Source organism: uncultured Ralstonia sp. (assembly GCA_913056305.1).
GTDB lineage: Bacteria > Pseudomonadota > Gammaproteobacteria > Burkholderiales > Burkholderiaceae > Ralstonia.
The window spans coordinates 1-26,205 of the sequence record CAJXMR010000055.1 but is presented as its reverse complement, the minus strand read 5'-3'; the positions used below and the strand labels follow the sequence as shown (position 1 = coordinate 26,205).

Genomic DNA, 26,205 nt, shown 5'->3' with positions numbered 1-26,205 from the left:
TGTACCGTGTCGGCCACGCTGACGTCGTAGTCCAGGGCGCGCGCCTTTTGCCTGATCCGCGACTCGAGCATGAGGTCGGTGACGACCGCAAGAATACGTCCCGACGTTGAGGAATCCGCTCTCATGTCCCGTGTCACCACAGACGGCGGCCGCGCACTCTATCACCCACGGAGATGACCGTCCTAATCCCCGCCTTCAGCCCCCGAGCCTTCATCCGAGGCGGACGGCTGCTCCGCCGGCGGTTCTTCCGCAGGCGCAGGCGCCACTGCTGCGGGCTTGCTGTAGGCGACGGACATGTCCAGCAGCTCCGCCAGGTCAAACACCTGCATCCCCTTCTCCGCCGCCTGCGGTACGGAGCCAACGCCCTCCTCGAACATCTGCATGCAGAAGGGGCAGGCCACGGCGACGATGTCCGCGCCTGTCTCTGCCGCCTCCTCCGTCCGCGCGTGGTTTATACGCTGGCCGCCGCTCTCCTCCACCCACATGTGGGAGCCGCCGGCGCCGCAGCAGAACGTCCCCTTCTTGCAGCGCCGCATCTCAACCGACTTTGCTCCCGTGGAAGCGAGGACCTTACGCGGCTCGTCTATGATATCGTTGTGGCGGGCGATGTAGCAGGGGTCATGATACGTCACGCTCTTCTCCGACAGGCCGTTCGCCCCGACCTGTCGGGGCAGCTTCCCCTCGGCGATGAGCTGCTCCAGGAACACGGAGTGGTGGAGCACCTCGAAGCGCCCGTCCAGTTGGGGGTACTCGTGCTGCATCGTGTTGAAGCAGTGGGGGCACATCGTGAGGACCTTCTGCACGCCCTTCGCCTTGAACACGTCGATGTTGCCCTGGGCCTGTATCTGGTACAGGTACTCGTTGCCCAGGCGACGGGCCGGGTCACCTGAGCACCCCTCCTCGTTGCCCAGCACCCCAAAGCTCACGCCTGCCTCCAAAAGCAGACGCGCCGTGGCCTTGGTCACCTTCACGTTGCGCTCCTGGAGAGCACCGGAGCAGCCTACCCAGAACAGGTACTCCTGACTGCCATCGAACATCGGGATCTCCACCCCATCCGCCGCCATCTCCTCGATCCAGCTCGTGCGGGTTAGCTGCGTCCCCCGCCAGGGGTGGCCCCGCTGCTCCAGCTGCGTCAGGACGGCCTGCGCCGTCTCCGGCATCTTCGACTCCTCCATCACCAGGTAGCGGCGCATGTCCATGATCGTTGGCACATGCTCGATGAACACCGGGCACTCCTCCACGCAGGCGCCGCAGGTCACACAGTCCCAGATCGGATCGAAGCCCACCTCCTCGATGAGGGGCGTCGGCTGCTCCGGCCGGTGAGTGGTAGGCGAGAGGGCAGGGACCTGCTCCTCCATCAGGTGGCGGATGTCAACGATGATCTGCTTGGGGGATAGCGCCTTACCGGTGAGGTTGGCCGGGCAGGCGTCGGTGCAGCGGCCGCACTCCGTGCAGGTGTAGGAGTCCAGCATCTGCTTCCAGCTGAACTGCTCCACCTTCCCCACCCCGAAGCTCTCCGCCGTCTCGAAGTCCTTGATCGGCTGGAGGACGCCGGTGGGCTGCAGGGAGCGGAAAAACACGTTGGGCACGATGGTGAGGACGTGAGAGTGCTTGGAGTACGGCAGGTAGACCAGGAACACGAGGAAGTCCAACAGGTGCGAGTACCACCAGGCGACGTGGAACAACTCCAGGGCTTGTCCGCTGAAGCCGATCACGTCCCACAGCTCCGCTAAGCCGAACGCCAGGAACGACGCCCACTCGTGGTTGGGGCGGTCGAGCGCGATCTCGGCGCTGTTGGTGAACACGTCCGTCACCATCAGCCAGCCGATCAGCCCCAGGATGATCCAGCCGTCGATGTTCAACGTCATTCGCTGGGGTCGCCAGAAGAACCGCTGCCAGGCCGCCATCAGAACACCCACGATCACGAGGATGTTGAAGACGTCCATGACGGGCCGCAAGCCCAGCGTGTACACATCCCCCAGCAGGCTCTCCAGGCTGGCGTCCTCATGGATGCCGTTGAGCAGGAAGTTCAGCGTCCGCACCTGGAGGACGAGGAACCCCCACCAGATGAGGCTGTGCAGCACGCCCGAGTACCAGTACTTGGGCCGCGCCACCCTGGAGTTGCCCAGCACCGAGGGGATGAGGCCTATCGCGCGGCGGAGCGGATCGCCGAAGCGGTTGACCCATTGGCCGCGCAGAAACCAGCGGTAGCGTATACCCGCTGAATAAACGAAGAAGGTCAGGAAGCCGAAGAAGATGATCGCGTAGAAGACGTTTCCGGGGAACTCCGTGGATGGCGCCATATGCCCTCTCGATTTAGATAGGTTCCGCTTCCTAAACCCGCACCTTATGATAGCCACGGGTCTATTGACGGTCAAACGAAAGGGCGACGTAGCGGGAGGAATCTCACACCACGTGAAAGCCCAGCCGGAGCCGGCCGCCCGTGACCCTGCCTCCGCATCGGGCTATAATCGACCCCGCTATGACCACCGAGATCCGCCCCATCAGTGAAGACGACCTCGAAGCCGCCCACTTCTTGCTCGCCTACTCTTTCACCAGCGACCGTTCCGAACGGGGGCGGATAAAGCATGTGGAGTCGATGGGGACTGCCCTGGCTCTGTACGACGACGGCCAGATGGCGGCTTGCCTCCGGATATTCCCCCTGCAGACGTTCATCCACGGCGCCTCCATACCCCTGGGTGGCATTTCCGGCGTGGCCTGCTTGCCGGAGCACCGCCGCAAGGGCTACGTCGGCCGGCTCCTGCGCCACGCCCTCGCCGTCATGCGAGAGGAGGGCCAGCCGCTATCGTCGCTCTACACGCCGCACCCGGGCCTCTACCGCCGCTACGGCTGGATGACCGCCTCCAGCGCCACCATCCACCGGTTCAGGCCGAAGGAGATCGCCCTGCTGAGCGCCGCCCGGCCCAAAGGCCACGCCTATCGCATCACAGAGGAGCAGTGGCCGACCCTCGACGATCTGTACAGACGGTTCGCCGAGCCCCGCAACGGCTACTTGGACCGCGACGAACGCTGGTGGAAGGAGGCGCTGTTCCGCCGCCTCTACGATGAAAAGCGGCAGTTGAACGACGTGGCCGTCTGGGCGAACGGCCAAGGCCAGCCCAGCGGCTATATCGTTTACCACAGCGCCAGCGAGCAGCCTCCAGACGCTCCGTCCATCGACCAGATCTACGTGGAGGAGCTGATCGCGTTGGATTCCAACGCCTACTCCGGCCTCCTCCGCTATCTCCTGGCGCACGACCTGGCCGCCCTCCACAGCCACGTTCGATGCGTTCTGCGCCAATTGATTGGCCTGCATGGCGTTGTCGACGTTGTTGCGCACCGTCGCCCCCAGCTCGTCCATCGACGCCGCAGTCTGCTGCAGCGCGCTGGCCTGTTCTTCCGTGCGTTGCGACAGGTCGGCATTGCCGGCGGCGATCTCCTGCGCGGCCGAGCGCACCGAGTCGCTGCCCAGGCGGATCTGCTGCATCACCGCCGTCAGCTTGTCGGCAAAGGTGTTGAACGAGCGGGCGATCTGCGCGACTTCGTCTTCGCCGTCCGACGGCAGGCGCTTGGTGAGGTCGCCGCTGCCCGAGCCGATGTCGTCCATCGCATCGCGGATCATCGACAGACGGCGGAACGCGCGCGAGGTCATGGCGCCGACGATGAGCGCCGCCACGAAGGCCACCGCCACCAGCGCGCCGGCCGAGGTCAGCACCAGCGAGCGCATGCCGGCCGTGGCATCGGACTTATCGAGCGCCACCACCAAGCCCCAGTCGGTGCCCTTTACGCCTTGGCGGTAGAGCAGTTTTGCGGCGCCGTTCACGTCCACTTCCACCGGCTTGTCAGCCTGCGCCAGCGCCGCCAGCGTGGCCTCATTCAAGCCTGCCGACAGGTCGGTCACAGGCTTGAGCGTGAGCTTGTCATCCGGATGCGCAACAATCTTGCCGGCCGCATTGACGACGAAGCCGAAGCTGGCCGGCGTCGGGTGGATGGCCTTGACGTTGGCGATCACGCTGTCCATCGCCACGTCGCCGCCGATCACGCCCTTGAGGCCGCCATCGCGCAGGATGGGCACGGCGAAGGTGACCACCAGTTGACCGGTGCTCGCGCTCACGTACGGCGGTGTCACCACCGGCTTGCCAGCGTCCACGGCCTGCTTGTACCAGGGGCGCGCGGTCGGGTCGTAGGTGGGCGGAATGCCTTCGGGGTTCGAGAACTTGTACGACTTGTCGGGGTAGCCAGCATAGACCTTGATGAGGCCGCCTGCTTTGGCTACGGCCTGGAACACCGGAACCGAATCGTCTGACAGCGCAACATCCTGAAGCGCCAGAATCAATTGCAATTTGCTCGCAATCCAGTCGTCGATACCCGTTGCATGTCCATTTGCGACAGCTTGCAGATTTTTTTGGATTGCCTTCTCGTTATGAGAGTGCGTGACCAAATAGTTGAGGCAGCCAGCCAGGACCAGGGCGCAGACCACGATGGTCACACACGTCACCTGAATCTTGATGCGAATGGAAGCAAACATGAACAGCCTCTTGGAGTGTCGGTGAGGTGCCGCAGGGGAAGAGGCCCGGCTAGCTACACGCTAATCGATCCAAGGGCACCCCATCTTTAGCTTTATGCAAAGAATGCATTGAGGCGATAGAGGTGATTGCGCTCGAAACGTCCTTAAGCGGATGTCGTTTGCTTTCTATCCCGCTCGAGAGAGATCCACATTTCCTGAAGCGTTTCGTTGGTATTGCCCACCGCGCGGAATGCCCGTATCTCCAGGGTTGTGGTCCACGTGTCGTCCGCTGCTTGGACCAACTTGCCGCTCGCCAAGTCCTCTGCGACGGAGCTTTCGGGCAGCCATGCGGCGCCGTAGCCTTGCTTGACCATCTGCGCCAGCAATAGCGCCATATCTGCTTCATAGCAACGAGCTAGGTGACACGGAGCGGCCGCTTGTTTGAGTACGGCGTCGGAGACCTTGCCCAAGAATGTCCCTGCGGCATAGGCAATGTAGGGAATGGGGTTGGCTGGATTGCCGGGCAAAGCGAATTCCGGTTTGCCGAGCGAGGTAGGCCCCGAGACGGGCAAGAAACGCTCACTTCCCAGTGAAAGGCTGATGAACTTTCCCTTGTCGAGCAGGATCGGTGCGCTTGCATGCTCGTAGCACACCATCAAGTCACACTGTCCTTCAGCCAACGAGATGACTGCCTCGTGGATATTGGCGGCAACAACCCGTGCATTGAATGGGCTCAGGTACTCGTGACGCTGCTGGAATTGTTTGAGCCACCGAGGCAGAAACGACGTCGACAGGGTATGTCCAGCGACTAGCTGGATTGACCGGCCCGGCATGCGCCTACCGGCACGCAAGACCGCTCGTTGTTCATTCAGGATATCAACCGCTTCTCTCGCTTGATCGCAGAAGGTCAGCCCGGCTAGTGTCAACTCGACCGGATAGGTGCCACGGTCCACGAGTTCAACTCCTACCCATTCTTCAAGCGACCGAACGCGTCGCGACAGCGCCGATTGTGTGATGCAGCGCAATTCAGCGGCACGGGAGAAATTCTTTGTCTCGGCAAGCACCAACAAGTCTTCGATCCATTTCAATTGCATTTTTCTGGCCTCGATCGTCAGGAGCCGTAGCTGGCTGGGCAACTATCCAACATCTGTTCCAACATGCCCTAAATGATGAACCGCGTCGGGTGCGAAAAGTATTCCAAATATGCATCCATCCAGTCCGCTTCCTCATAACGAATCCGCCCCCTTTGCCTAACATCGGCAGCATCGAACACAACAACGGGGAAGACGATGGGCGAAACCACCACCAAACAACCAGCAGTCCGGTTTGAGCACGACTTGCTGGGTGAGCGGACTTTGCCGGCGGACGCGTACTACGGCATTCACACACAGCGGGCAGTGGAGAACTTTCCGATTACGGGCGAGGCGCTGTCTCAGTATCCAGAGCTGATCTGCGCACTGGCGGATATCAAGCAGGCCACAGCCTTGGCCAACCAGCAGCTGGGGCTGTTGGATCGCCCCCGTGCTGAGGCGATCGGCAAAGCGTGCGAACTGCTGCGCGAAGGGCGCTTGCACGACCAGTTTCCGATCGATGTGGTGCAGGGTGGGGCGGGCACGTCTACCAACATGAACGCCAACGAGGTCATCTGCAACATTGCACTGGAGCTGATGGGCCGACCATTGGGCGACTATGACACCCTGCACCCGAACGAGCACGTCAACCTCAGTCAATCAACTAACGATGTCTACCCAACCGCGTTGAAGCTGGCGACGTATCGCGCCGGTCAGCAGTTGGCGGTGCAACTGAAAGCGCTGGAAGACAGTTTTCGCATCAAAGCTGCCGAGTTCAGGGGCCTGCTCAAGGTCGGGCGCACACAACTACAGGACGCGGTGCCAATGACGCTCGGGCAAGAGTTCGGCACCTACGCCATCATGCTGCGCGAAGACCAGCAGCGTTTGGGCGAAGCACTCAATCTGCTGTGCGAGATCAACCTGGGCGCGACCGCCATCGGCACCGGCATCAACACTCACCCGCAGTACGCCGGGCTGGCGCGAGATTTCCTTTGCCGTATCACCGGGTTGCCCCTGATAACTGCGCCCGACCTGGTGGAAGCCACACAAGACTGCGGCGTGTTCGTGCACGTCTCGGGCGTGCTCAAGCGGATCGCCGTCAAGCTGTCCAAGATCTGCAACGACCTACGCCTGCTCTCCAGCGGCCCGCGCGCCGGCTTCGGCGAGATCAACCTGCCTGCTATGCAGGCCGGGTCCAGCATCATGCCCGGCAAGGTGAACCCGGTGATTCCGGAAGTGGTCAACCAGGTGGCCTTCGAGGTGATGGGCAACGACATGACCATTGCCTGCGCCGCCGAGGCGGGCCAACTTCAGCTCAATGCCTTCGAGCCGATGATTGCCTACGCGATGTTCCGGAGTCTCTCGCACCTGACACAGGCGTGCCGTGTGTTGGATGAGAAGTGTGTGCGCGGAATCACCGCGAACCCGGAACGCCTGCGTGAACAACTGGACCATTCCATTGTGCTGGTGACGGCGCTGAATCCCTACATCGGGTACGAGAACGCCACGCAAGTCGCGAAGGAGGCGCTCGCTAGTGGTCGTGCGGTCCGCCAGATCGTGACGGAGCAAGGATTGCTGACCCCTGCGCAACTGGACTCCATCTTGAACGTCGAGACGCTGACTACGCCGCGCGCGCAAGTTGAGCTGGTGGCGGCCCACTAGAAGAAAGTTATAGAGACAGCGCATTGAGCCGGAACGACCGGCCGCGCACCCAAAGGAGGAAACATGAACACCAAACGCCTGACCTCCCAGATCGGCGTGGCGATGCTGCTGGGCATCGCCGTCGGCTGGGGCTGCCACGAATACGCCAAGGAGGCTGCGGCGGCCAAGGAGCTCGCGTCGTACTTCAGCATCATCACGGACATCTTCCTGCGGATGATCAAGATGATCATCGCGCCGCTGGTGTTCTCGACCCTGGTGACGGGGCTGGCGAGCATGAGCGGCGGGCGCTCGGTCGGGCGCGTGGGCCTGCGGGCGATGGTGTGGTTTGTGAGCGCGTCGGCCACTTCGCTGGCGTTGGGCATGCTGCTGGTCAACTTCTTCCAGCCAGGCATGCACTTGAACTTGCCGCTGCCGGAAGCCACTGCCACGGCAGCCCTGAAGACCGGTGATTTCACGCTCAAGGCCTTCATCACCCACGTCTTCCCGCGCAGCATCGTGGAGGCCATGGCCACCAACGAGATCTTGCAGATCCTGGTGTTCTCGCTGTTCTTCGGCGCCGCGCTGTCGACCGTGAAGAACCCGATGGAGAGCGTGATCGGCCGCGGCCTGGAAGAGCTGACCAAGCTGATGTTCCGCATCACCGACTACGTGATGCGTTTCGCGCCGCTGGGCGTATTCGCCGCCATGGCCGCCGCCATCACGGTGGAAGGCGTGGGCGTGCTATGGACGTACGGCAAGCTGATTGGCGAGTTCTATTTGGGCTTGGTGCTGCTGTGGACGATCCTGTTCTTCGTCGGCTATGGGTTGCTCGGCCGCTCTATCGGGCGTTTGGCGGGGCTGATCCGCGAGCCGATCATGTTGGCCTTTGCTACGGCAAGCAGCGAGTCGGCCTACCCGAAGACCATAGAAGCACTGGATCGCTTTGGTGTGCCCAAGCGCATTTCGAGCTTCGTGCTGCCGCTAGGCTATTCATTCAACCTCGATGGGTCGATGATGTACCAGGCGTTTGCGGTGCTGTTCATCGCGCAGGCGTACAACATCGAGATGGGTTTCACGCAGCAACTGACGCTGCTGCTGGTGCTGATGCTCACGAGCAAGGGCATGGCCGGTGTGGCGCGCGCCTCGCTGGTGGTGGTGGCGGCCACGCTGCCGATGTTCCACCTGCCGGAAGCCGGTCTGCTGCTGATCATCGGTATCGATCAGTTCTTTGACATGGGCCGTACGGCCACCAACGTGATTGGCAACAGCATCGCGACGGCTGTCGTGGCGAAATATGAAGAAGAGCACGCGCCGAACGCACTGCCCGCCAACCCGGCAGCCTCGACCAATCCTTCAGCCTGACAGAGTAGGGGAGGAAGACCATGAAACAGCACACGTTCGGCGTGATTGGCGGACTGGGTTCGCTGGCCGGAGCCGATCTGTTCTTCAAGCTGGTACGCAGCGAGCCTGTGCTGGCCGAGCAGGATGCCTTCCACTTCCTGTTCGAGCAGCATCCTTTCAGGGACGTACGTGCACCGCTCAATGCAACCTGCAGCATGACCGCGCGGAAGTTGTATGTGTTCCAGGTTTGCCAGTCGCTTGTGCAACGACGTGTGGGCTCGATCTTGCTGCCATGCTTTGCCAGCCACACTTTCCGCGAAGAACTGCAGAACGAGCTGACCATCCCCATTGTTGACATGATGGCGGCGTTGCGGCGACACGTGGATGGCATCGCCACCAAGGGGGCCACGCTGGGCGTGGTCGCGTCGGATTTCGTGAGGCAATCCGGCCTGTTCGAGAGGTACTTTGCAGATCGCTACGATATCGTCTATCCGGGCGGGCTCGACCAGGCCTTTGTGATGAGCGCAATCTACGGCAACGACGGCATCAAGGCGGGCAAGCTGGAAGGCCACGCCGTCGAACATTTGGTGCATGCATGCGAAGGCCTGCGGGAGCGCGGCGCGGAGTTGATCCTTCCAGGGGCGACCGAGTTGTCGCTGGTTTGCCAGGCGCTACAGCGCCGCGGCTATCCCGTGTTGGACGGCAACGCCATCTATGCCGAACATGCGGTGTCATTCACCGCAGGGCGGCAGCGCAGGGTATTCAAGCTGGGCATCGTCGGTGGCGTCGGCCCGGCGGCCACGGTCGATTTCATGGACAAGGTCGTGCGCAACACGCCAGCGAGCCGAGACCAAGACCACATCAAGATGGTCGTGGAGCAGAACCCGCAGATTCCTGACCGCACGGCTCACCTGCTGCATCAGGAGGCTGACCCAACGGTAGGTCTGTATGCGACGTGCAAGCGGCTCGAATCGGAGGGCGCTAGTGCGATCGCTATTCCATGCAATACGGCGCACGCGTTCGTTCAGGATATTCAGCCTTACCTGGCGATTCCCATCGTCAATATGCTGACGGAGACCATTGCGTTCATCCGAGCGCAATATGGCACCGTCCGGCCCGTGGGATTGCTCGCAACCTCCGGCACGATTGCAAGCCGCGTCTACCACGAGGCAGCCCAGGCAGCGGGCATCGCACTGATGACGCCCACGGAGGAATTTCAGGAACATGTCATGTCCGCAATCTACGGGGAGCATGGCGTGAAAGCGGGCTATGTCGAAGGGACTTGCCGTGATTCGCTGCGCGCGGCAATCGAGCACCTGGCACTGTCCGGTGCCAAGGTGATCATCCTGGGCTGCACCGAACTGCCGCTCATCTACGCAGAAACGAAGGCCTTTGCGTTGGCCAATGGCAAGTCGGTCGTGCTAGTGGACCCAACCGCTGTACTGGCGCGACATTGTGTTGGCCTCGCCCAATCTCAAGATTCACATCTTGCCGGTGAGACATCTTCGGAATGCGCTTCCGTCTGAAGTTCCATATCTCCGATCACAACTAGCGTAGTTTGTTTCGATGATGCAAGTGAAATGGCTAGAGGCACTCATTGCGCTTGAGGGAACAGGAAGTTTTTCCCAAGCAGCACGCAAGCGCTGCCTTTCGCAGCCCGCTTTGTCTAGGCAGATCCAGTCGTTGGAGAAATGGGCGAACGTTTCACTGGTTGATCGCAACGTCCAGCCAGTGCAATTGACTGCTGCCGGTCGAGAGCTTTGCGTGCATGCGAAGTGCATATTAACTATGCTGTCGGCGGCTCAGCGTGATATCAAATCTAAAATAGTTCAAATATAGATTAAATAGAATTGAGAGCTGCTTTCGCCAAGGAAACCGGCTTTCGTGACCGCCGCCATATGCGCGAGGCGTTCATGCGCGGGTTTAACCGTCCACCCCAGGCGGTGCGGCGCGACGCGCGTGGAGGTCGAACGCCCCGCCTGGATCGATGCGCCGGCAAGCGCGCAGAACCATCGCGATGAGGTCGACTGGCCGGTCAGCGCTCCGTTGCCTCGCTGCGCATCTACCGTCGGTAGCGCTCGGGCGAGAAGCCGATCTGCTTGCGAAACATCGCGATGAAGGCCGATGGCGTGCCATAGCCCAGCGCCAGCGCGATGTCCTGGATCGAGCGGTCTTCCTTGAGCCACACCAGCGCGCGCAGCAGGCGCACGCGGTTGCGCCACTGCACGAAGGTCATGCCAAGCGCGCTCTGGAAGCGGCGCGCGAGGGTGCGTTCGGTGCTGTGCACGCGCTCGGCCCATTCCTGCAACGTGGTGGCGTCCGCCGGATCCAGGCGGATGGCCTGCAGGATGGGTTCGAGCTGCCGGTCGTCGCTGTCAGGCAGGTAGCTGTCGGTGTGGCCGGCGCGCGCAAGCAGTTCGATCATCAGCTCGAACTGGCGCAGGTCCCATTCATCGGTCATGACCGCAATGCGGCGCTCGGCAAAGTCTTCGAACAGCGCGCGCACCAGCGGTGTCTGCGGGATCAGGCAGGCCATCGGCGGTAGCCGCCGTGCGAAGGGCTCGGTCACGTAGACCGACATGAAATCCGTCGCCTGCCGGATCGACGCCGAGTGCGGCACGTTGGCCGGCACCCAGATCAGGTACTCCGCCGGCGCGGTCAGCTTGCGCGCTTCCACCGCCACTTCCACCAGGCCCAGGCTGATGCGGTTGAACTGGCCCCACGGGTGGCTGTGCAGCTCGATGCCGGTCTCGGGTGCAAAGTGGTCGTAGCGGAAGTAGAACGGCGCGCCCTTGGGCACACGCAGGTCGGCTTCGCGGTAAGCGGAGGCGGTGTACACGTTGTCGGCTTCGATCGCTCGGGTTGTCTGTTTTGCATTATATGTTCCGTAACGGACATGCCTACACTTCGGCCATCGATTGCAAACGGAGGCCGTCGTGCCTGTGCTGTATCCCTTGCTGGCGGTGCTGATCTGGGCCGCCAACACCATCGTCTCCAAGGCCGCTGCCGGTGTGTTCGACCCGGCGGCGATCTCGTTCTACCGCTGGCTGCTCGCGGCGTGCGTGCTCACGCCGTTCTGGGCGCGGCCGCTGTGGCGCCAGCGCCGGGCCGTGCTGCCGTGGCTGCCGCGCTTTGCGGTGCTGGCGCTGCTGGGCATGGTGATGTACCAGTGCCTGGCGTACTACGCAGCGCACAGCACCAGCGCCACCAACATGGGCGTGATCTGCGCGCTGATCCCGATGCTGGGGCTCATCCTCAACGCGGTGGTGTTTCGCCAGCCGGTGGGTGCGCCGGCGGTGGCGGGCGTGGCGGTGTCGCTGGTGGGTGTGCTGTACCTGCTCGGGCGCGGGCATCCGGCCAACCTGTTCGACGCGGGCATCAACCGTGGCGATGTGCTGATCCTGGTGGGCGCCGCCTCCTACGCGCTGTACAACATCCTCTACCGCCGCTGGGCGCCGCCGTTCGGGCAGTGGGTCAACCTGTACCTGCAGGTGCTGGTGGCGGTGGTGGTGCTGCTGCCGCTCGCGCTCACCGCGCAGAGCCTGGCGATCCCGCGCCAGGGCGTGGGGCTGGTGTTGTTTGCGGGCATTGCCTCGTCGATCGTCGCAACGTACTGGTGGATGCTGGGCCTGGCGCGCCTGGGTAGCGAGCGCACGGCGGTGCTGATGAACCTGCTGCCGGTGTTCACCGCGCTGATGGCCAGCGTACTGCTGGGCGAGACCATCCACAGCTACCACTGGATCGGCGGCGCTCTGGTGCTGCTGGGGGTGAGCCTGGTGCAGGGCATCGTGCGCTTGCCGATCGGGCGCAAGCGCCTGCCTGCGGCGTAGGGCAGGGGAGTGTCCCCGCATTGCACGGCGGCGGATGGCGGTAAAATCGGACACTTCATGGGCGCCTTTGCGCGCCCGTTCCGTGTTCCAGAACTTCAATCGCCAGACCATGAAACGGGGCGCCTCTGCCGTAACCGTCGATGATGTTGCCGCACATGCGGGCGTGTCCATCAAGACCGTCTCGCGCGTGCTGAATCACGAACCGAACATCAGCGAGAAGACGCGCGCCAAAGTGGTCGAGGCCATGCAGGCGCTGGACTACCGTCCCAACCCCGCCGCCCGGCGCCTGGCCAGCAAGCGCGCCGATATCATCGCGTTGGTCTACGACAACCCCAGCGACAACTACATCGTCAACATCCAGCACGGCGCGCTCGAAGCCTGCCAGGCGCTCGACTACAGCCTGCTGCTGAGCCCCTGCCACTACCGCGACGCGGATCTGCCCGAGCAGATCGTGCAGAGCGTGCGCCAGCGCGCGCTGGCCGGGCTGATCCTGACGCCGCCGGTGTCGGACGTGCCGACGCTGATCCGTGCATTGGATGAGGCGGGCGTCGACTACGTGCGTCTGGCGCCGGCCGATCGTGAGCACAAGGGGTTGACGGTCGCCACCGAAGACCGCGCCGCCGCGCGCGACATGACGCTGCATTTGATTGGCCTGGGCCATCGGCGCATCGGCTTCGTGGTGTGCGACCCGGCCCACGGCGCGGCGTACCAGCGCGTGTTCGGCTACCGCGATGCAATGGCGCAGGCCGGCATCGCCGTCGACGAGCGGCTGGTGGAGCAGGGCGAGCACTCGTTCGAGTCCGGCGTGGCGTGCGCGGAGCGGCTGCTCTCGCGCGACCCGCGCCCGACGGCCATCTTTGCCGGCAACGACGACATGGCCGCCGGCGTGCTGCGCGTGGCGCAGGCGCGCGGCATCAAGGTGCCGGAAGATCTCTCCATCTGCGGCTACGACGACACGCCGCTCTCACGCCAGCTGTGGCCGCGCCTGACCACCGTGCGCCAGCCGATCCAGGACATGGCCTACGCGGCGGTGGAGCAGCTCGTCGCCATCCACCGCCCGCACCTGCCCGGGCTGAAGCCGCATTCGGAGCACGAGACGCTGCAGTACGAGCTCGTGATCCGTGAGTCGACCTGCCCGCCCGCTGGGTGAGGGCGGGACCCGCGCGCCGTACACCAAGCCCCGAGCCGCCGCGCATCGAGGTGCCGCCGCGCGATCCATCAAGCAAAAAGCCGATGACGGCGGGACCGTGCATCGGCTTTGCATCGACAGCAGGGCAGGACGTGCGTTGGCTTAGAACCAGTGCACGATGCCCGTGTAGACGCCTTGCTGGCTGGAGCCCGCCAGGGGCTTGTTGCCGCTACCGGCTTCAACCGAGAACGCCGCATTGTTGCCGTTCAGGACGGTGCCGATGGTACCGTACACCAACGTGCGCTTGGACAGCGCGTAGTTGGCGCCCACCGTCAGCAGCGTGCCGTTGCCGGCGCCGTGGTTCCGGGTGGCCCGGTAGGCGCCGCCCACCAGTGTCAGGGCCGGCGTGATCTGGTAGTTGGTGCCGATCCAGTAGGTCTGCTGCCGCGTTGCGCCGTTCGCGGTATCCGCCACCAAGGCGCCGCCGGTGTGGATCAGGCTGTATCCGCCGAACAGCTTGGCGGCGCCGGCCTGGTAGGTGCCGCCCACGGTATACAGACGCGATGCCGAGTAGAGGTTGGAGAATTGCGCGTTGGAGTCACGCAACTCTTCATAGAGGGCCTTCACCATCAGGGGGCCGTTCTCGTAAGCCACGACGCCAGCCAGTTGGCGGCCACTGTTGAAGTGACCCGCCGTGCCGTTCAGACCGGTCTGCGCACGGAACGAGAACCCGCCCCAGACCGGCGAGTTGTAGGTGATGGAGTTCGGGCGCGAACCCCACGTGCGGTCACCCTGGAGGGTGGAGGCGCCCATGAACTGGAAGCCCATCGGGTCGAGACTCCAGACTTCGCTATCGGGAATGCCCATGGCACGGCCAAGCAGCAGGGTGCCATACGTGTTGCTGGACAGCCCCACCACCGCCCAGCGGTTGAAGAGCGCGTCGCTCTTGCCGTCGTTTGAAGTGAAGCCGTTTTCGAGGTTCATGACGGCTTTCAGGCCGCCGCCGAGGTCCTCACTGCCCTTGAGGCCCCACATGCTGGTACCCCATTGGTTGTTGGCGGCCCGAAAGCGGTTTGCAGATTGGCCGTTGCCTGTGTCGATCTTGTTCATGAAGTCGACGCCCCCGGCAACGCGTCCATACAGCGTCACGCTGCTCTGTGCACTGGCCAGGCCGCAGGCGAGGGTGAGCGCCGAGGCTGCGGCGATCCTGGCCGGCATTGCCATGGCACGGAGCGAGCGGTGTTGTTTGATCCCCATATCAGAAGTCTCCTTATTTGTGCAGGTAAGTGGCCTGCGTTCTGGTGGTGATGTCGTGAGCAGAGGTGCTCAGACAGGCTGCGTAATTGGCTACATGAGTGGCTACATGAGTGGCTGCGTGAGTGGCTGCGTGAGGCGCGCGTACAGATCGTCTTGCGGGTCGTAGCCGATCAGGCTGCGGCCGGTTTCCAGGCCCCAGTCCATGTCACGGTTGTTCGACACGCCGTTGACCACGATGGCCGGTGCCGGCCATTGCGCCGGATCGGCGGTAATGGCGGCGAGGAAGAGCCTGCGCAGGTCATCGTTCGATAGCCACATGTTGCGGAACCAGCGCAGCGCGATGCGGCTGGCTTCGTCGGCCACCGAACTCGGCACGGGCGTGCCTGCGGTACCAGAGTGGTTGATGTCGTTCGGGTCGTTCTCATCGGGCAGGGCCCAGCCGATGCGCAGCGACACAATCGAGAGCTTGCCGCCCGAGGCTGCCGATACCGCCGCAACGGCCTTGCATAGCCGCTCGCCCATCGCCTTGGAGGTGCCGTAGGCCAGCGAATAGACCTCTTCGATGCCGTTATGCCAGCGCGTGCCAGGGGCCGGGTCCAGTTCGGCCGTCAGCTTGCCCGGGCCAATGGTGCCGGCCAGTGGCTGGTCCTTGTACGCGCCCATGGCGTGGTTGGACGAGGCGAACACGAAGCGGCGCACGCCGCGCGTGGCAGCGGCCTGCAATACGTTGAGCGTCATGCCGTAGGAGGCCAGCGCCTGCTCCCACGTCGCATCGGGCGTGGAGTGGATGGCGGCCAGGTGGATGATGGCATCCACGTTGTTCAACAGTTCGATCCACGCGCCGTCGGCCTGCGTGAGGTCAGCGACGACCCACTGGAAACGCTCGGCCGCTTGCGGCGAGAACTCGACGTTCTGTTCGACCCAGTCGACGCCGATGATGGACGTGCACCACGCCGTGGAAGCGAGCGCCTCGACGACCTTGTGGCCCAGGTTGCCGGCGACGCCGGTGACAAGAACGCGAGCAGGGGTTTGGTATTCAGCCACGATGTCGGATTCCGTTCGGGATGAGGAAAGTGCAGGGCGACCGGCGGCTGGCGCGGTGCGCGCCGCCGTGTCTTTTTAAGTCATTGGAATGGGCTCGGCCGAGCCCGGAAGCGTTGCGGTGTCAGCCGCCGTTAGCCGCTGTCAGCCACGATTGGAGCCCGACAGCACGTCGATCCACACCGCCAGCACCAGCACCACGCCCTTGACGATCATCTGCCACGAGGCGTCGACGTTCATCTGCTGCATGCCGTTGTCGAGGCTGGCCATGACCAGCGCGCCGATCAGCGCCCCATACACCGTGCCCGAGCCGCCGCGCATCGAGGTGCCGCCGATGAAGCAGGCGGAGATGGCATCGAGCTCGCCGCCCACGCCGGCCGAGGGCGAGCCCGCCGCCGAACGTGCCGTGGTGATGATGCCCGCACAGGCGCACATCAGGCCCATCAGCACGAACACCAGCAGCTTGACGCGGCCCACGTTCACGCCGGACAGGCGCGTCGCTTCCATGTTGCCGCCCACCGCGTAGACGTGGCGGCCGAACACGGTTTGCGTGGCCACGTACGAGAACACCGCCAGCAGCACCAGCAGGATCAGCACCGGCAGCGGTACGCCATTGGCCTGGTTGAGCACGGCGACAAAGCCGAACGCCGCGGCCGCGATGGCCAGCAGCTTGATCCCATCCGCCCACACCGGCGTGAGCGCCAGTTGCAGGCGGGCGCGCTCGCTGCGGCGGCGCACGGTCAGCACAACGGACATCGCCACGATTCCCGCGGCCAGCGACCACGCCAGCCACGCCGGCACGAAGCTCTGCGCGATGTTGACGAGGTCGTCCGGCACCGGGGCGATGGTCACGCTGTCGGTGCTCCACTGCAGCAGGCCGCGGAAGGCCAGCATGCCGCCCAGGCCGACGATGAACGAAGGCACGCGCAGCTTGGTCGTGATGAAGCCGTTGACCACGCCGATGGCTGCACCCGCCACCAGCACCGTGCCCACCGCCAGCCAGGTGTTCCAGCCGAGGTTGACGGTCAGGATAGCGACCAGCCCGCCCAGCAGGCCGAGCAGCGAGCCGACCGACAGATCGATCTCTCCGGCGATGATGACGAACACCATGCCGCAGGCCAGCATGCCCGTCACCGACATCTGCAGGAACAGGTTGGAGATGCTGTTGGGCTTGAGGAAGGTGCCGTTGGTCTGGAAGTAGAAGAAGATCCAGATCAGCGCCACCGCCAGCAGCAGGGCCAGCACCTTGTAGCGCACGAACAGTTGCTGGAGGGTGCGGCCGTCGAGACGCGGGCCGCCGCCGTTCTGGCGGGCGAGTTGGGATTGCAGGATGTTCGACATGGCAATTCAGGCAGCTTTGGGCTGCGGTTCAGCATTGATGGCAGCGGCCAGGATGCGCTCCTGGGTCAGGCCCAGGTTGATAAAGTCGCCGCGCAACTGGCCTTCGCCCATGACCAGGACACGATCGCTCATGCCCAGGATCTCCGGCATCTCGGAGGAGACCATGATGATCGCTACGCCGCTGGCGGCCAGGTCGGCAATCATCTTGTAGATGTCGTACTTGGAGCCGACGTCCACGCCGCGCGTGGGCTCGTCCAGGATCAGCACCTTGGGCGCCGCCAGCACCATCTTGGTCACGACAGCCTTTTGCTGGTTGCCGCCCGAGAGGCTGGCGATCGCCAGCGCCGGGCTGGCGGTCTTGATGCGCAAGCGCTTGATCTCGCGATCCACGGTGGCCAACTCGGCGCCCTTGTCGACGCGCACGCCGCGCGCGTATTGCGCCAGCGTGGCGAGCGTGATGTTCTCGCCGACGCCCATCAGCGGCACGATGCCGTGGCGCTTGCGGTCTTCCGGCACCAGGCAGATGCCGTTGGCGATGGCGTCGGCCGGCGAGCCCACTTTGATCGGCTTGCCTTCCATGATGACTTCGGCGGAAGAGCGGCCGGGGTAGGCACCGAACAGCGCGGACACCATCTCCGTGCGCCCCGCGCCCACCAGGCCGGCAATGCCGAGGATCTCGCCGCGGCGCACCGCAAAGCTCACATTGTCGGCACGCTTGCGGTTGGGGTTGGTGACGTCCCAGCAGGTGATGTTGCGCGCTTCCATCACCACCTCGCCCACGGTGTGCTCGACCTTGGGGAACAGCGAGGTCATCTCGCGGCCGACCATCATCGTGATGATGTTGTCGATGGTCATGTCGGCGGCGGGGCGCGTGCCGATGTGCTTGCCGTCGCGGATGACGGTGATGGTGTCGCACACGCGCTTGACCTCGTCGAGCTTGTGCGAGATGTAGACGCAGGCCACGCCGCTGCGCTTCAAGTCCTCAATGATGGACAGCAGCACCTCGATTTCCTTGGCACTGAGCGACGAGGTCGGTTCGTCCAGGATCAGCAGGCGCGCGTTCTTGGCCAGCGCCTTGGCGATCTCGAACAGCTGCTGGTGGCCGCTGCCGTAGTTCATCACGGGCGCGGCCACGTTCACGTCGGTCAGGCGCAGGCGGGCGAGCAGGGCTTCGGCCTTGGCGTGCATGGCGTCGTAGTCCATGCGGCCGCCCGGCTTGGTGATCTCGTTGCCGAGGAAGATGTTCTCCGCCACCGAGAGCTGCTGCACCAGCATCAGTTCCTGGTGGATGATGACGATGCCGGCGCGCTCGCTGTCGCGCACGGAATGCGCGCGCAGCGGGGTGCCGTCCCACTCGATCTCGCCTTCGAAGGTGCCGTAGGGGTAGACCCCCGATAGCACCTTCATCAGGGTCGACTTGCCGGCGCCGTTCTCCCCGCACAAACCGACGCACTCGCCCGGCTTGACCGCCAGGCTGACGCCGTCGAGTGCGCGCACACCGGAGAACGCCTTCACGATGTCGCGCATCTCGAACAGGGTGCCGTTGCTGCTCATGGCTGCCTCCTACTTCTACCTGCTGAGCCAGTTGAATTCCGTGTCGCCCCCACGCACTTGGCGGCGGGGGCGACCACCGCATCAGGCGGTGACTTACTTACCGAAGATCTGCTGCTTGGTATAGAAGCCGTCGTTGATGACGACGTCCAGCGTGTCCTTGGTCAGCATGGTCGGCGTCAGCAGGACGGTGTCGACGTCCTTCTTGCCGTTGTTGAGCTTGGTCGTGAACTTGGGCGCGGTGCCCTTGACCAGGTCGACGGCCATCTCGGCGGCTGTCGAGGCGATCACCTTGATCGGCTTGTACACCGTCATGGCCTGCGTGCCTTCCGCCACGCGGCGCACACCGGCCAAGTCAGCGTCCTGGCCCGACACCGGCACCTTGCCCGCCAGCTTCTGGCCGGCCAGCGCCTGGATCGCGCCGCCCGCCGTGCCGTCGTTGGAGGCGACGATGCCCTGGATGTTGTTGCTGTTGGCCGTCAGTACGTTCTCAACGATGCTCTGCGCCTTGGAGGGGTCCCATTCCGGCGTCCATTGCTGGCCGACGATCTTGATGTCGCCCTTGTCGACCAGCGGCTTGAGCACCTTCATCTGGCCGTCGCGCAGCAGGCGGGCGTTGTTGTCGGTGGCGGCGCCGCCGAGCAGGAAGTAGTTGCCCTTGGGCGCGAGCTTGACCACGCCCTGCGCCTGCATCTCACCCACCTTCACGTTGTCGAAGGTCACGTAGCCATCCACGTCGGCGTTCAGGATCAGGCGGTCGTACGAGACCACCTTGATGCCCTTCTTCTTGGCGCTGGCAATGGCGTTGCCCAGCACCTTGGAGTTGAACGGCACGATCACCAGCACGTCGACGTTCTGCGCGATCAGGTTTTCGATCTGGGCGATCTGCTTGGCTTCGTTGGCATTGGCCGACTGCACGTTGACGGTGGCGCCGAGCTTCTTGGCGGCGTCGACGAAGTAGTCGCGGTCGTGCGTCCAGCGCTCGACGCGCAGGTCGTCGATCGAGAAGCCGATCACGGGCGCTTCCTTGCTGGCGTGCGCGGAGGTGGCGGCGAAGGTCAGGACCGCGGCAGCGGCGAGGGTGTTCAGTACGCGGGAAATCATGAGTGTCTCCTGGAGTGCGTAGGAAGGTTAGGGCGTGACGCCGGTTTTCAGGCCGACCACGAACGCGTTCTTGTTCTGCGAGGTACCGCCCGGATGCATGCTGTATTGCAGATTAGGCCGGAAGTACACAGACGGCACCGGTGACCAGCTGTCGTCCAGCTCAGTCGGCCAGTACGGCGGCAGTGATGGCGGTGGTGGCCAACACGCCAAATTGCCGACCGAATGGCTTGCCGGGTTGCTGACGTCGTCGTCGATTGGCGGCCGATTGGCACGCGGGCTTCGACACGGCATCGAAGCGGGATTCGAGCTCCATAGACTGTCTCCTGATATTTGACCCGGCTGCCCGTGATGACAGCGGTGTCGGCATTTTGTTTTGCCCCGGTTGGCGGGCCGACGGACGCAAGAATGGCCACAATTGACAGCGCTGTCAATCTGGGGGTTTGCCCTAGTCTGGAACTCGGCGCACGCTGTGCCAGGGCTAGGGAAACGAATGGTGCGATGCGGAAAAAGAGCGGCGCCGGGCAAACTCGCAAGGCCGGCGCGGCGCTCGCTGCATGGCATCACCCTTGCTCATGCTGCGCGCACTTCTCTCAATCCATCCAAGGAGCCGGACCATGCAACGTGAAGACGTGACCGACCTGATCGTCCTGCAGAAGATCAAGAAGCAGCTCACCTGGGCCCAACTGGCCGAGGTGATTGGCCACAGCAAGGAATGGAGCACCGCCGCGTTGCTCGGCCAGATGACGCTGACCGAAGCGCAGGCGACAGCCGTGGGTGCGCTGCTGGCGTTGCCGGAGGAAGCTGTCGCGCTGCTGCAAGTACCGCCGTACAAAGGCGCGCTGCCGACCGCCGTGCCGACCGATCCGCTGATCTACCGCTTCTATGAACTCGTCAACGTGTACGGCACCACGTTCAAGGCGCTGATCCACGAAGAGTTCGGCGACGGCATCATGAGCGCCATCGACTTCAACATGGATCTCACGCGCGAGCCCGATCCAAAGGGCGATCGCGTGCGCATCGTGATGAGCGGCAAGTTCCTGCCGTACAGGACCTACTGAGAGCGATCCGGATGGTGCGTGCGCGCCCCGCGATCGTGCGCGCGCACCGCGTTGTTACGCGCTGTCGCGCTCGACCAGCGTGAAGCCGACATCGACCGTGCGACGCTCCTCGTCGCCGTGCTCGATGCGGTCGATCAGCAGCGATGCCGCCAGCTTGCCGATGCCCGTGCCGTCGATGCGGATGGTGGTGAGCGCGGGCGTGGTGTCCTTCGCGAAGGCCTGGTCGCCGTAACCGACCACGCGCAGTTGCGCGGGCACGGCGATGCCGCGATGCGCCGCTTCCATCAGCACACCGAGCGCGAGGATGTCGGCGCCGCAGAAGATGGCGTCGGTGTCCGGATGCTGCGCGAGCAGTTCGCCCAGCGCGCGCCGGCCGTCGCCGAGGTTGGCGGGCGATTCGGCGGCGATGATGGGGATCTCCACGCCGGCCCCAAACGCCTTGATGAAGGCCTGTGCGCGGGCCTGTGCGCGGCGGTCGCTCGGCGTAATGACCGCCGGGCGCAGCGTACCGCGTTGCTTCAGGTAACGCGCCGCCGCCTGCCCGACCTTCTGGTGCGAGAAGCCGACCAGCATGTCCAGCGGCGTGCGCGTGATGTCCCACGTCTCCACCACGGGAATGCCCGCCGCCTGCAGCTTCTGCCGCACGCTGGCCGAGTGCGCCACGCCGGTTAGCACGATGCCCGCAGGGCGCCGCCCGACGATGGCATCGAGCAGCGCATCCTCGCGCGATTCGTCATAGCCGCTCTGGCCGATCAGCAACTGATAGCCCGCCGCCGCCAGCTCGGTGGTGAGCGCGGCCACCGTCTCCTGGAACACGCTGCCCGCAATGGTGGGGATGAGCGCAACGATGAGCCGGCTGCGGTTCGATGCCAAGGAGCCCGCCACCAGGTCCGGCGTGTAGCCGGTTTGCCGCACCGCCTCGCGCACACGCTCCAGTGTGTCGCTGGACACCAGCTCCGGCGTGTTCAGCGCGCGTGACACGGTGACCTTGGTCACGCCCACCAGCTTGGCGAGATCGCTCAAGGTGACGCGTCCAGTGCTTTTGCGCGCACGGCGTGCAGTGGCGGGCGCGGTTTCTGCGAGAGACACGATGGAGGACTTGGTCACGAGCGGCTTCTTGGTCTAGGGAAAAAGAGGGGCTAGCAATTATCGCAAAACCTCGCTACGATTGCGCAAATGTTACCGGTTACATAAACCGGTAACATCTAGACCCCACATTCAAGGACGGCTGCACTGAAGACAGCCCGGAGGAGCAAGGATGTTGCAGGCAAACACTGCCTACGCTGGCCCGTTGATCCAACTGAACGCCGCGGACAACGTGCTGATCGCCCGCGAAGGGCTGTCGCTCGGGCAGACGCTGTCCGTGGGCGGGGTGACCGTGCGCCTGCGCGCGCAAGTGCCCGCTGGCCACAAGATTGCCGCGCGGCGCATCGCCCAGGGCGAGGCCATCCGCAAGTACGACACCGTCATCGGCCGCGCCGCGCGCGACATCGAGGCGGGCGAGCACGTCCACACGCACAACATCGAGCTGATCGATTTCGAGCGCGACCCGGGCTTCAGCCTGGACGTGCGCCCGGTCGACTACATTCCCGAAGCCAAGCGCGCCACCTTTGACGGCATCGTCCGCCCGGATGGGCGCGTGGCCACGCGCAACTTCATCGGCATCCTGGCCTCGGTCAACTGCTCGTCCTCCGTCATCAAGAACATTGCGGCGTGGTTCACGCCGGAGCGCCTCGCGCCGTTCCCGAACGTGGATGGCGTGGTCGCGTTTGCGCAGACCAGCGGCTGCGGCATGTCCTCGCCGTCCGAACACTTTGATGTGTTGCGCCGGACGCTGGCCGGCTATGCGCGGCACCCGAACCTGGGCGGTGTGCTGGTCGTGGGCCTGGGCTGCGAGCGCAACCAGGTGGCAGACCTGATGGCCTCGCAGGGGCTGGAGACCGGCAAGCTGATGCACACGCTGGTGATGCAGGAGACCGGCGGCACGCGCGCCACCATCGAGGCGGGCATCACCGCCATCCAGAAGATGCTGCCGGCGGCCAACGACATCGTGCGCCGGCCGGTGCCGGCCAGCCATCTGAAGATCGGCCTGGAGTGCGGCGGCTCGGACGGTTTCTCGGGCATCACCGCCAACCCGGCGCTGGGCGCGGCGATGGACCTGCTGGTGCGCCACGGCGGCACGGCCATCCTGTCGGAAACGCCGGAGATCCACGGCGTCGAATACATGCTCACGCGCCGCGCGGTGTCGGCCGAAGTGGGCCAGAAGCTGCTCGACCGCCTGACCTGGTGGGAGCACTACACGCGTGGCCACAACGGCCAGTTCAACGGTGTGGTCGGCCCCGGCAACCAGCAGGGGGGGCTGGCCAACATCTTCGAGAAGTCGCTCGGCTCGGCCATGAAGGGTGGCACCACGCCCCTGCAGGCCGTGTACGAATACGCCGAGCCGATTGACCGCGCCGGCTTCGTCTTCATGGATTCACCGGGCTACGACCCGGTCGCCGTCACGGGCCAGATCGCCAGCGGCGCCAACCTGATCTGCTTCACCACCGGGCGCGGCTCGATGTTCGGCTCCAAGCCGGCGCCGACGGTCAAGCTCGCCAGCAACACGCCCATGTTCCGCCGGCTGGAAGAAGACATGGACATCAACTGCGGCCGCATCCTCGACGGCGACCGCACGGTCGAAGAGATGGGCCAGGACATCTTCGAGCACATCCTGCGTACCGCCTCGGGCGAGCGCACCAAGAGCGAACTGCTCGGCCTGGGCGACCACGAATTTGTCCCATGGCACATGGGCATCGTGAGCTGACGCCTCGAAGCGCAGCACGACACAACAACGTCGCAAGATACAAGATCCATCAGGAGACCAACCATGCAGGACACCCCACCACGCGCGCCACGCTCGAAAGTGCGCTGGGCCGTCGCCGGCCTCATGTGGGCGGCGATCGCCATCAACTACATCGACCGCACCGTGCTGTCGGCGGCCGCGCCGCATATCCAGAAGGAATTCCATTTGAGCGCGGTGGAGATGGGCGTCGTCATGTCGGCGTTCTTCTGGTCGTATGCGCTGCTCCAATTGCCGGCCGGCATCCTGGCCGACCGCTTCGGGCAGAAGAAGGTGCTCGGGTTTGCCGTGCTGTGGTGGTCCGTGGCGACGGCGGTGACGGGGTTGGCCAATGGCTTCAAGTCGTTGGTGATGCTGCGTGTGGCGCTGGGGGTGGGTGAGGCGGGCGCGTACCCGAGCAACGCCGGTATCACGTCGCGCTGGTTCCCCAAGCAGGAGCGCGCCACGGTGGCGGCCATCTTCGATAGCGGCTCCAAACTCGGCAGCGCGATCGCCCTGCCGCTCATCGCGTGGCTGCTGGTGGTGTTCGACTGGAAGGTCACTTTTGCCGTGGCCGGCACGCTGGGCATCGTGTGGAGCGCGGTGTGGTGGTTCGTGTTCCGGGATTCGCCGGCCGAGCACCCGGGCGTGAACGCGGCCGAGCTGTCACACATCGAACGCGGTCTGCCGCCCCTGCGCGGCAAGGACGAGCCGACCATCCCGTGGTACCGCCTGCTCACGCACCGGAATATCTGCGCGATGTGCATCGGCTTCTTCATGATCAACTACAACTCGTACTTCTTCATCACGTGGCTGCCGACCTACCTCGTCAAGGAGCGCGGCATGGGCCTGATGGAGATGGGCTTCATGGCCTCGCTGCCGCTGTTCCTGTCGATGTTCGTGGAGGTGTTCGCGGGCTGGGCGTCGGACCGTGTCTATGCGTCGGGCAAGCTGTCGCTCACGGCCACGCGCAAGCTGTTCCTGATCGTCGGGCTGGTGATGGCGTCGAGCATTGGCTTGGCGGCGTTCGCGCAGTCGGCGGTGGTGGCGGTCATTCTGCTGTGCATCGCCAAATCGGGGATGACGGTGGCGGCTTCTCAGGTGTGGGCGCTGCCGGCGGATGTGGCACCGGGCAATACCGTATCGATGGTGGCGGGCCTGCAGAACAGCGTGTCCAACATGGGTGGTGTGGTGGGGCCGATCGTTACCGGTGCCATCGTCGGCGCCACGGGCTCGTTCATTCCCGCGCTGGTCTTCTCCGCCGCGCTGATCGGCCTGGCCATCCTCAATTACCTCTTCCTGCTCGGCAAGGTCGAACCCATCACCTTCGAGCCCACTTCCGCACAAGTGAATTCGCATGAGCAACCAAACGAGCAACGTCGGGCAGACGCCCGCGCCTAACCGCTTCAAGGCCGCGCTGGCCGCCCGCCAACGCCAGATCGGCTTCTGGCTGGCGATGAGTGACCCCTACCTGGCCGAAGTGAGCGCCACTGCCGGCTTCGACTGGTTGCTGATCGACAGCGAGCATGCGCCCAACGACGTGCGCACCATCCTCGCGCAACTGCAGGCCGTGGCGCCGTACCGCGCCGAGCCCATCGTGCGCCCGTACAACGGCGATCCGTCGCTCATCAAGCGCCTGCTCGATATCGGCGCGCGCACGCTGTTGGTGCCGATGGTCGATACGGCGGAGCAGGCACGCGAACTCGTGCGCGCGGTGCGCTATCCCCCGCACGGCATCCGTGGCGTGGGCAGCGCGGTGGGCCGTGCCTCGCGTTGGAGCGCGCGCACCGACTACCTGCAGATCGCCGATGACGAAGCGTGCCTGCTGGTGCAGGCCGAGACCGTGACCGCGCTGGAGAATCTCGAAGCCATCTGCGCGGTGGATGGCGTGGACGGGGTCTTCATCGGCCCGGCGGACTTGGCTGCATCCATGGGCCATCGCGGCAACGCCAGTCACCCGGACGTGCAGGCCGCCATCGACGATGCCATGCGCACCATCATCGCCTCGGGCAAGGCCGCCGGCACGCTCACCTCCGACCCGGCGCTCGCCCGCCATTACCTCGACCTCGGCTGCACCTTTGTCGCCACCGGCGTCGACATCCTGATGTTCGCCAACGGCGCCCGCAAGCTCGCCCGTGAATTCCTGGCGCCGCAACCGGCAGGCGCCGTCGCTTCTCTCCTCTGATCCTGAACCTGACATGACCCGCAAGACTTACCGGATCGCCGTGATCCCCGGCGATGGCATTGGCCGTGAAGTGATGCCCGAAGGCCTGCGCGTGGTGGACGCCGCCGCGCGCCGCTTCGGCATCGATCTGCATTACCAGCACATCGAATGGGCGAGCTGCGACTACTACCTCCAGCACGGAAAGATGATGCCGGACGACTGGAAGGCGCAACTGCAAGGCGCGGACGCCATCCTGTTCGGCGCCGTCGGCTGGCCGGCCACGGTGCCCGACCACATCTCGCTGTGGGGCTCGCTGCTCAAGTTCCGCCGCGAGTTCGACCAGTACATCA

The 26,205-nt window shown here is 64.4% G+C and carries 21 protein-coding genes and 3 pseudogenes; 12 read left to right on the top strand and 12 right to left on the bottom strand.

Annotation, left to right across the window (positions count from 1 at the left end):
* Positions 1-182: 182 nt before the first annotated feature.
* Positions 183-2,303 carry a (Fe-S)-binding protein gene (locus QZ609_RS11550; RefSeq protein WP_295494394.1) on the bottom strand — a complete coding sequence of 707 codons (2,121 nt, stop codon included), beginning with the start codon at positions 2,301-2,303 and terminating at the stop codon, positions 183-185.
* Between the two features lie 179 nt (positions 2,304-2,482).
* Here QZ609_RS11550 and QZ609_RS26760 point away from each other — a divergent pair.
* Positions 2,483-3,205: pseudogene (locus tag QZ609_RS26760) on the top strand (GNAT family N-acetyltransferase); the annotation flags it as partial.
* Positions 3,206-3,247: 42 nt separating this feature from the next.
* Here QZ609_RS26760 and QZ609_RS11545 read toward each other — a convergent pair.
* Positions 3,248-4,528 (bottom strand): annotated as a pseudogene (locus tag QZ609_RS11545) (cache domain-containing protein); the annotation flags it as partial.
* Positions 4,529-4,671: 143 nt separating this feature from the next.
* Positions 4,672-5,601, bottom strand: a complete 930-nt coding sequence (locus tag QZ609_RS11540) for a LysR family transcriptional regulator (RefSeq protein ID WP_295494388.1) — start codon at positions 5,599-5,601, stop codon at positions 4,672-4,674.
* Between the two features lie 195 nt (positions 5,602-5,796).
* On the opposite strand from QZ609_RS11540, the gene QZ609_RS11535 reads away from it, so the two are divergent.
* The 4 genes from QZ609_RS11535 to QZ609_RS26755 all read left to right on the top strand — a co-directional run bounded on the left by QZ609_RS11535 (position 5,797) and on the right by QZ609_RS26755 (position 10,398).
* Positions 5,797-7,239, top strand: coding sequence for an aspartate ammonia-lyase (locus QZ609_RS11535; protein ID WP_295494386.1), 1,443 nt, complete (start codon positions 5,797-5,799; stop codon positions 7,237-7,239).
* A gap of 63 nt (positions 7,240-7,302) precedes the next feature.
* Positions 7,303-8,580 (top strand): dicarboxylate/amino acid:cation symporter, encoded by a 1,278-nt coding sequence (locus QZ609_RS11530; RefSeq protein WP_295494383.1) that lies wholly within the window; start codon positions 7,303-7,305, stop codon positions 8,578-8,580.
* Between the two features lie 20 nt (positions 8,581-8,600).
* Positions 8,601-10,085 (top strand): amino acid racemase, encoded by a 1,485-nt coding sequence (locus tag QZ609_RS11525; protein WP_295494380.1) that lies wholly within the window; start codon positions 8,601-8,603, stop codon positions 10,083-10,085.
* 40 nt (positions 10,086-10,125) lie between these two features.
* Complete coding sequence (locus QZ609_RS26755; protein ID WP_365901412.1) at positions 10,126-10,398, top strand: LysR family transcriptional regulator; 273 nt, start codon at positions 10,126-10,128, stop codon at positions 10,396-10,398.
* A gap of 223 nt (positions 10,399-10,621) precedes the next feature.
* Here QZ609_RS26755 and QZ609_RS11520 read toward each other — a convergent pair whose 3' ends face one another.
* Positions 10,622-11,398 carry a helix-turn-helix transcriptional regulator gene (locus QZ609_RS11520; RefSeq protein WP_295494377.1) on the bottom strand — a complete coding sequence of 259 codons (777 nt, stop codon included), beginning with the start codon at positions 11,396-11,398 and terminating at the stop codon, positions 10,622-10,624.
* 97 nt (positions 11,399-11,495) lie between these two features.
* Between QZ609_RS11520 and QZ609_RS11515 the strand changes: the two genes are divergently transcribed.
* Both QZ609_RS11515 and QZ609_RS11510 read left to right on the top strand, forming a co-directional pair.
* On the top strand, positions 11,496-12,389 hold the full coding sequence (locus QZ609_RS11515; protein WP_295494373.1) for a DMT family transporter: 894 nt from the start codon (positions 11,496-11,498) through the stop codon (positions 12,387-12,389).
* A gap of 109 nt (positions 12,390-12,498) precedes the next feature.
* The gene (locus tag QZ609_RS11510; protein WP_295494371.1) at positions 12,499-13,539 is read left to right on the top strand and encodes a LacI family DNA-binding transcriptional regulator; all 1,041 of its coding nucleotides are present in this window, start codon (positions 12,499-12,501) and stop codon (positions 13,537-13,539) included.
* A gap of 141 nt (positions 13,540-13,680) precedes the next feature.
* Here QZ609_RS11510 and QZ609_RS11505 read toward each other — a convergent pair whose 3' ends face one another.
* The 7 genes and pseudogenes from QZ609_RS11505 to QZ609_RS11475 form a co-directional block, all read right to left on the bottom strand.
* Positions 13,681-14,775, bottom strand: coding sequence for a porin (locus QZ609_RS11505; protein ID WP_295494370.1), 1,095 nt, complete (start codon positions 14,773-14,775; stop codon positions 13,681-13,683).
* Between the two features lie 102 nt (positions 14,776-14,877).
* Positions 14,878-15,819, bottom strand: a complete 942-nt coding sequence (locus QZ609_RS11500) for an NAD(P)-dependent oxidoreductase (RefSeq protein WP_295494369.1) — start codon at positions 15,817-15,819, stop codon at positions 14,878-14,880.
* A 141-nt stretch (positions 15,820-15,960) separates the two neighbouring features.
* Positions 15,961-17,157, bottom strand: a complete 1,197-nt coding sequence (locus QZ609_RS11495; RefSeq protein ID WP_295494367.1) for a sugar ABC transporter permease — start codon at positions 17,155-17,157, stop codon at positions 15,961-15,963.
* 6 nt (positions 17,158-17,163) lie between these two features.
* Positions 17,164-18,711, bottom strand: coding sequence for a xylose ABC transporter ATP-binding protein (locus tag QZ609_RS11490; protein ID WP_295494365.1), 1,548 nt, complete (start codon positions 18,709-18,711; stop codon positions 17,164-17,166).
* Between the two features lie 93 nt (positions 18,712-18,804).
* Positions 18,805-19,812, bottom strand: a complete 1,008-nt coding sequence (xylF, locus tag QZ609_RS11485) for a D-xylose ABC transporter substrate-binding protein (protein WP_295494364.1) — start codon at positions 19,810-19,812, stop codon at positions 18,805-18,807.
* 27 nt (positions 19,813-19,839) lie between these two features.
* Positions 19,840-19,983: pseudogene (locus QZ609_RS11480) on the bottom strand (carbohydrate porin); the annotation flags it as partial.
* A complete protein-coding gene (locus tag QZ609_RS11475; protein WP_295494397.1) occupies positions 19,973-20,125 on the bottom strand; it encodes a hypothetical protein in 153 nt (50 codons plus the stop codon). The gene QZ609_RS11475 and the pseudogene QZ609_RS11480, both read right to left, overlap by 11 nt.
* A 301-nt stretch (positions 20,126-20,426) precedes the next feature.
* Between QZ609_RS11475 and cynS the strand changes: the two genes are divergently transcribed.
* Positions 20,427-20,870 (top strand): cyanase, encoded by a 444-nt coding sequence (gene cynS / locus QZ609_RS11470; RefSeq protein ID WP_295494362.1) that lies wholly within the window; start codon positions 20,427-20,429, stop codon positions 20,868-20,870.
* A gap of 54 nt (positions 20,871-20,924) precedes the next feature.
* Here the strand turns inward: cynS and QZ609_RS11465 are convergent, their stop codons facing one another.
* Entirely contained in the window at positions 20,925-21,977 is a 1,053-nt protein-coding gene (locus tag QZ609_RS11465; RefSeq protein WP_295494360.1) for a LacI family DNA-binding transcriptional regulator, read from the bottom strand.
* Positions 21,978-22,128: 151 nt separating this feature from the next.
* Between QZ609_RS11465 and QZ609_RS11460 the strand changes: the two genes are divergently transcribed.
* The 4 genes from QZ609_RS11460 to QZ609_RS11445 all read left to right on the top strand — a co-directional run.
* Positions 22,129-23,676 (top strand): UxaA family hydrolase, encoded by a 1,548-nt coding sequence (locus QZ609_RS11460; protein WP_295494359.1) that lies wholly within the window; start codon positions 22,129-22,131, stop codon positions 23,674-23,676.
* A 63-nt stretch (positions 23,677-23,739) separates the two neighbouring features.
* Entirely contained in the window at positions 23,740-25,092 is a 1,353-nt protein-coding gene (locus QZ609_RS11455; RefSeq protein ID WP_295494357.1) for an MFS transporter, read from the top strand.
* The gene (gene hpaI, locus QZ609_RS11450; RefSeq protein ID WP_295494355.1) at positions 25,049-25,876 is read left to right on the top strand and encodes a 4-hydroxy-2-oxoheptanedioate aldolase; all 828 of its coding nucleotides are present in this window, start codon (positions 25,049-25,051) and stop codon (positions 25,874-25,876) included. The genes QZ609_RS11455 and hpaI overlap by 44 nt, the downstream gene beginning before the upstream one ends.
* Before the next feature lie 13 nt (positions 25,877-25,889).
* On the top strand, positions 25,890-26,205 hold a 316-nt coding region (locus QZ609_RS11445; RefSeq protein ID WP_295494353.1), incomplete at its 3' end, for an isocitrate/isopropylmalate family dehydrogenase.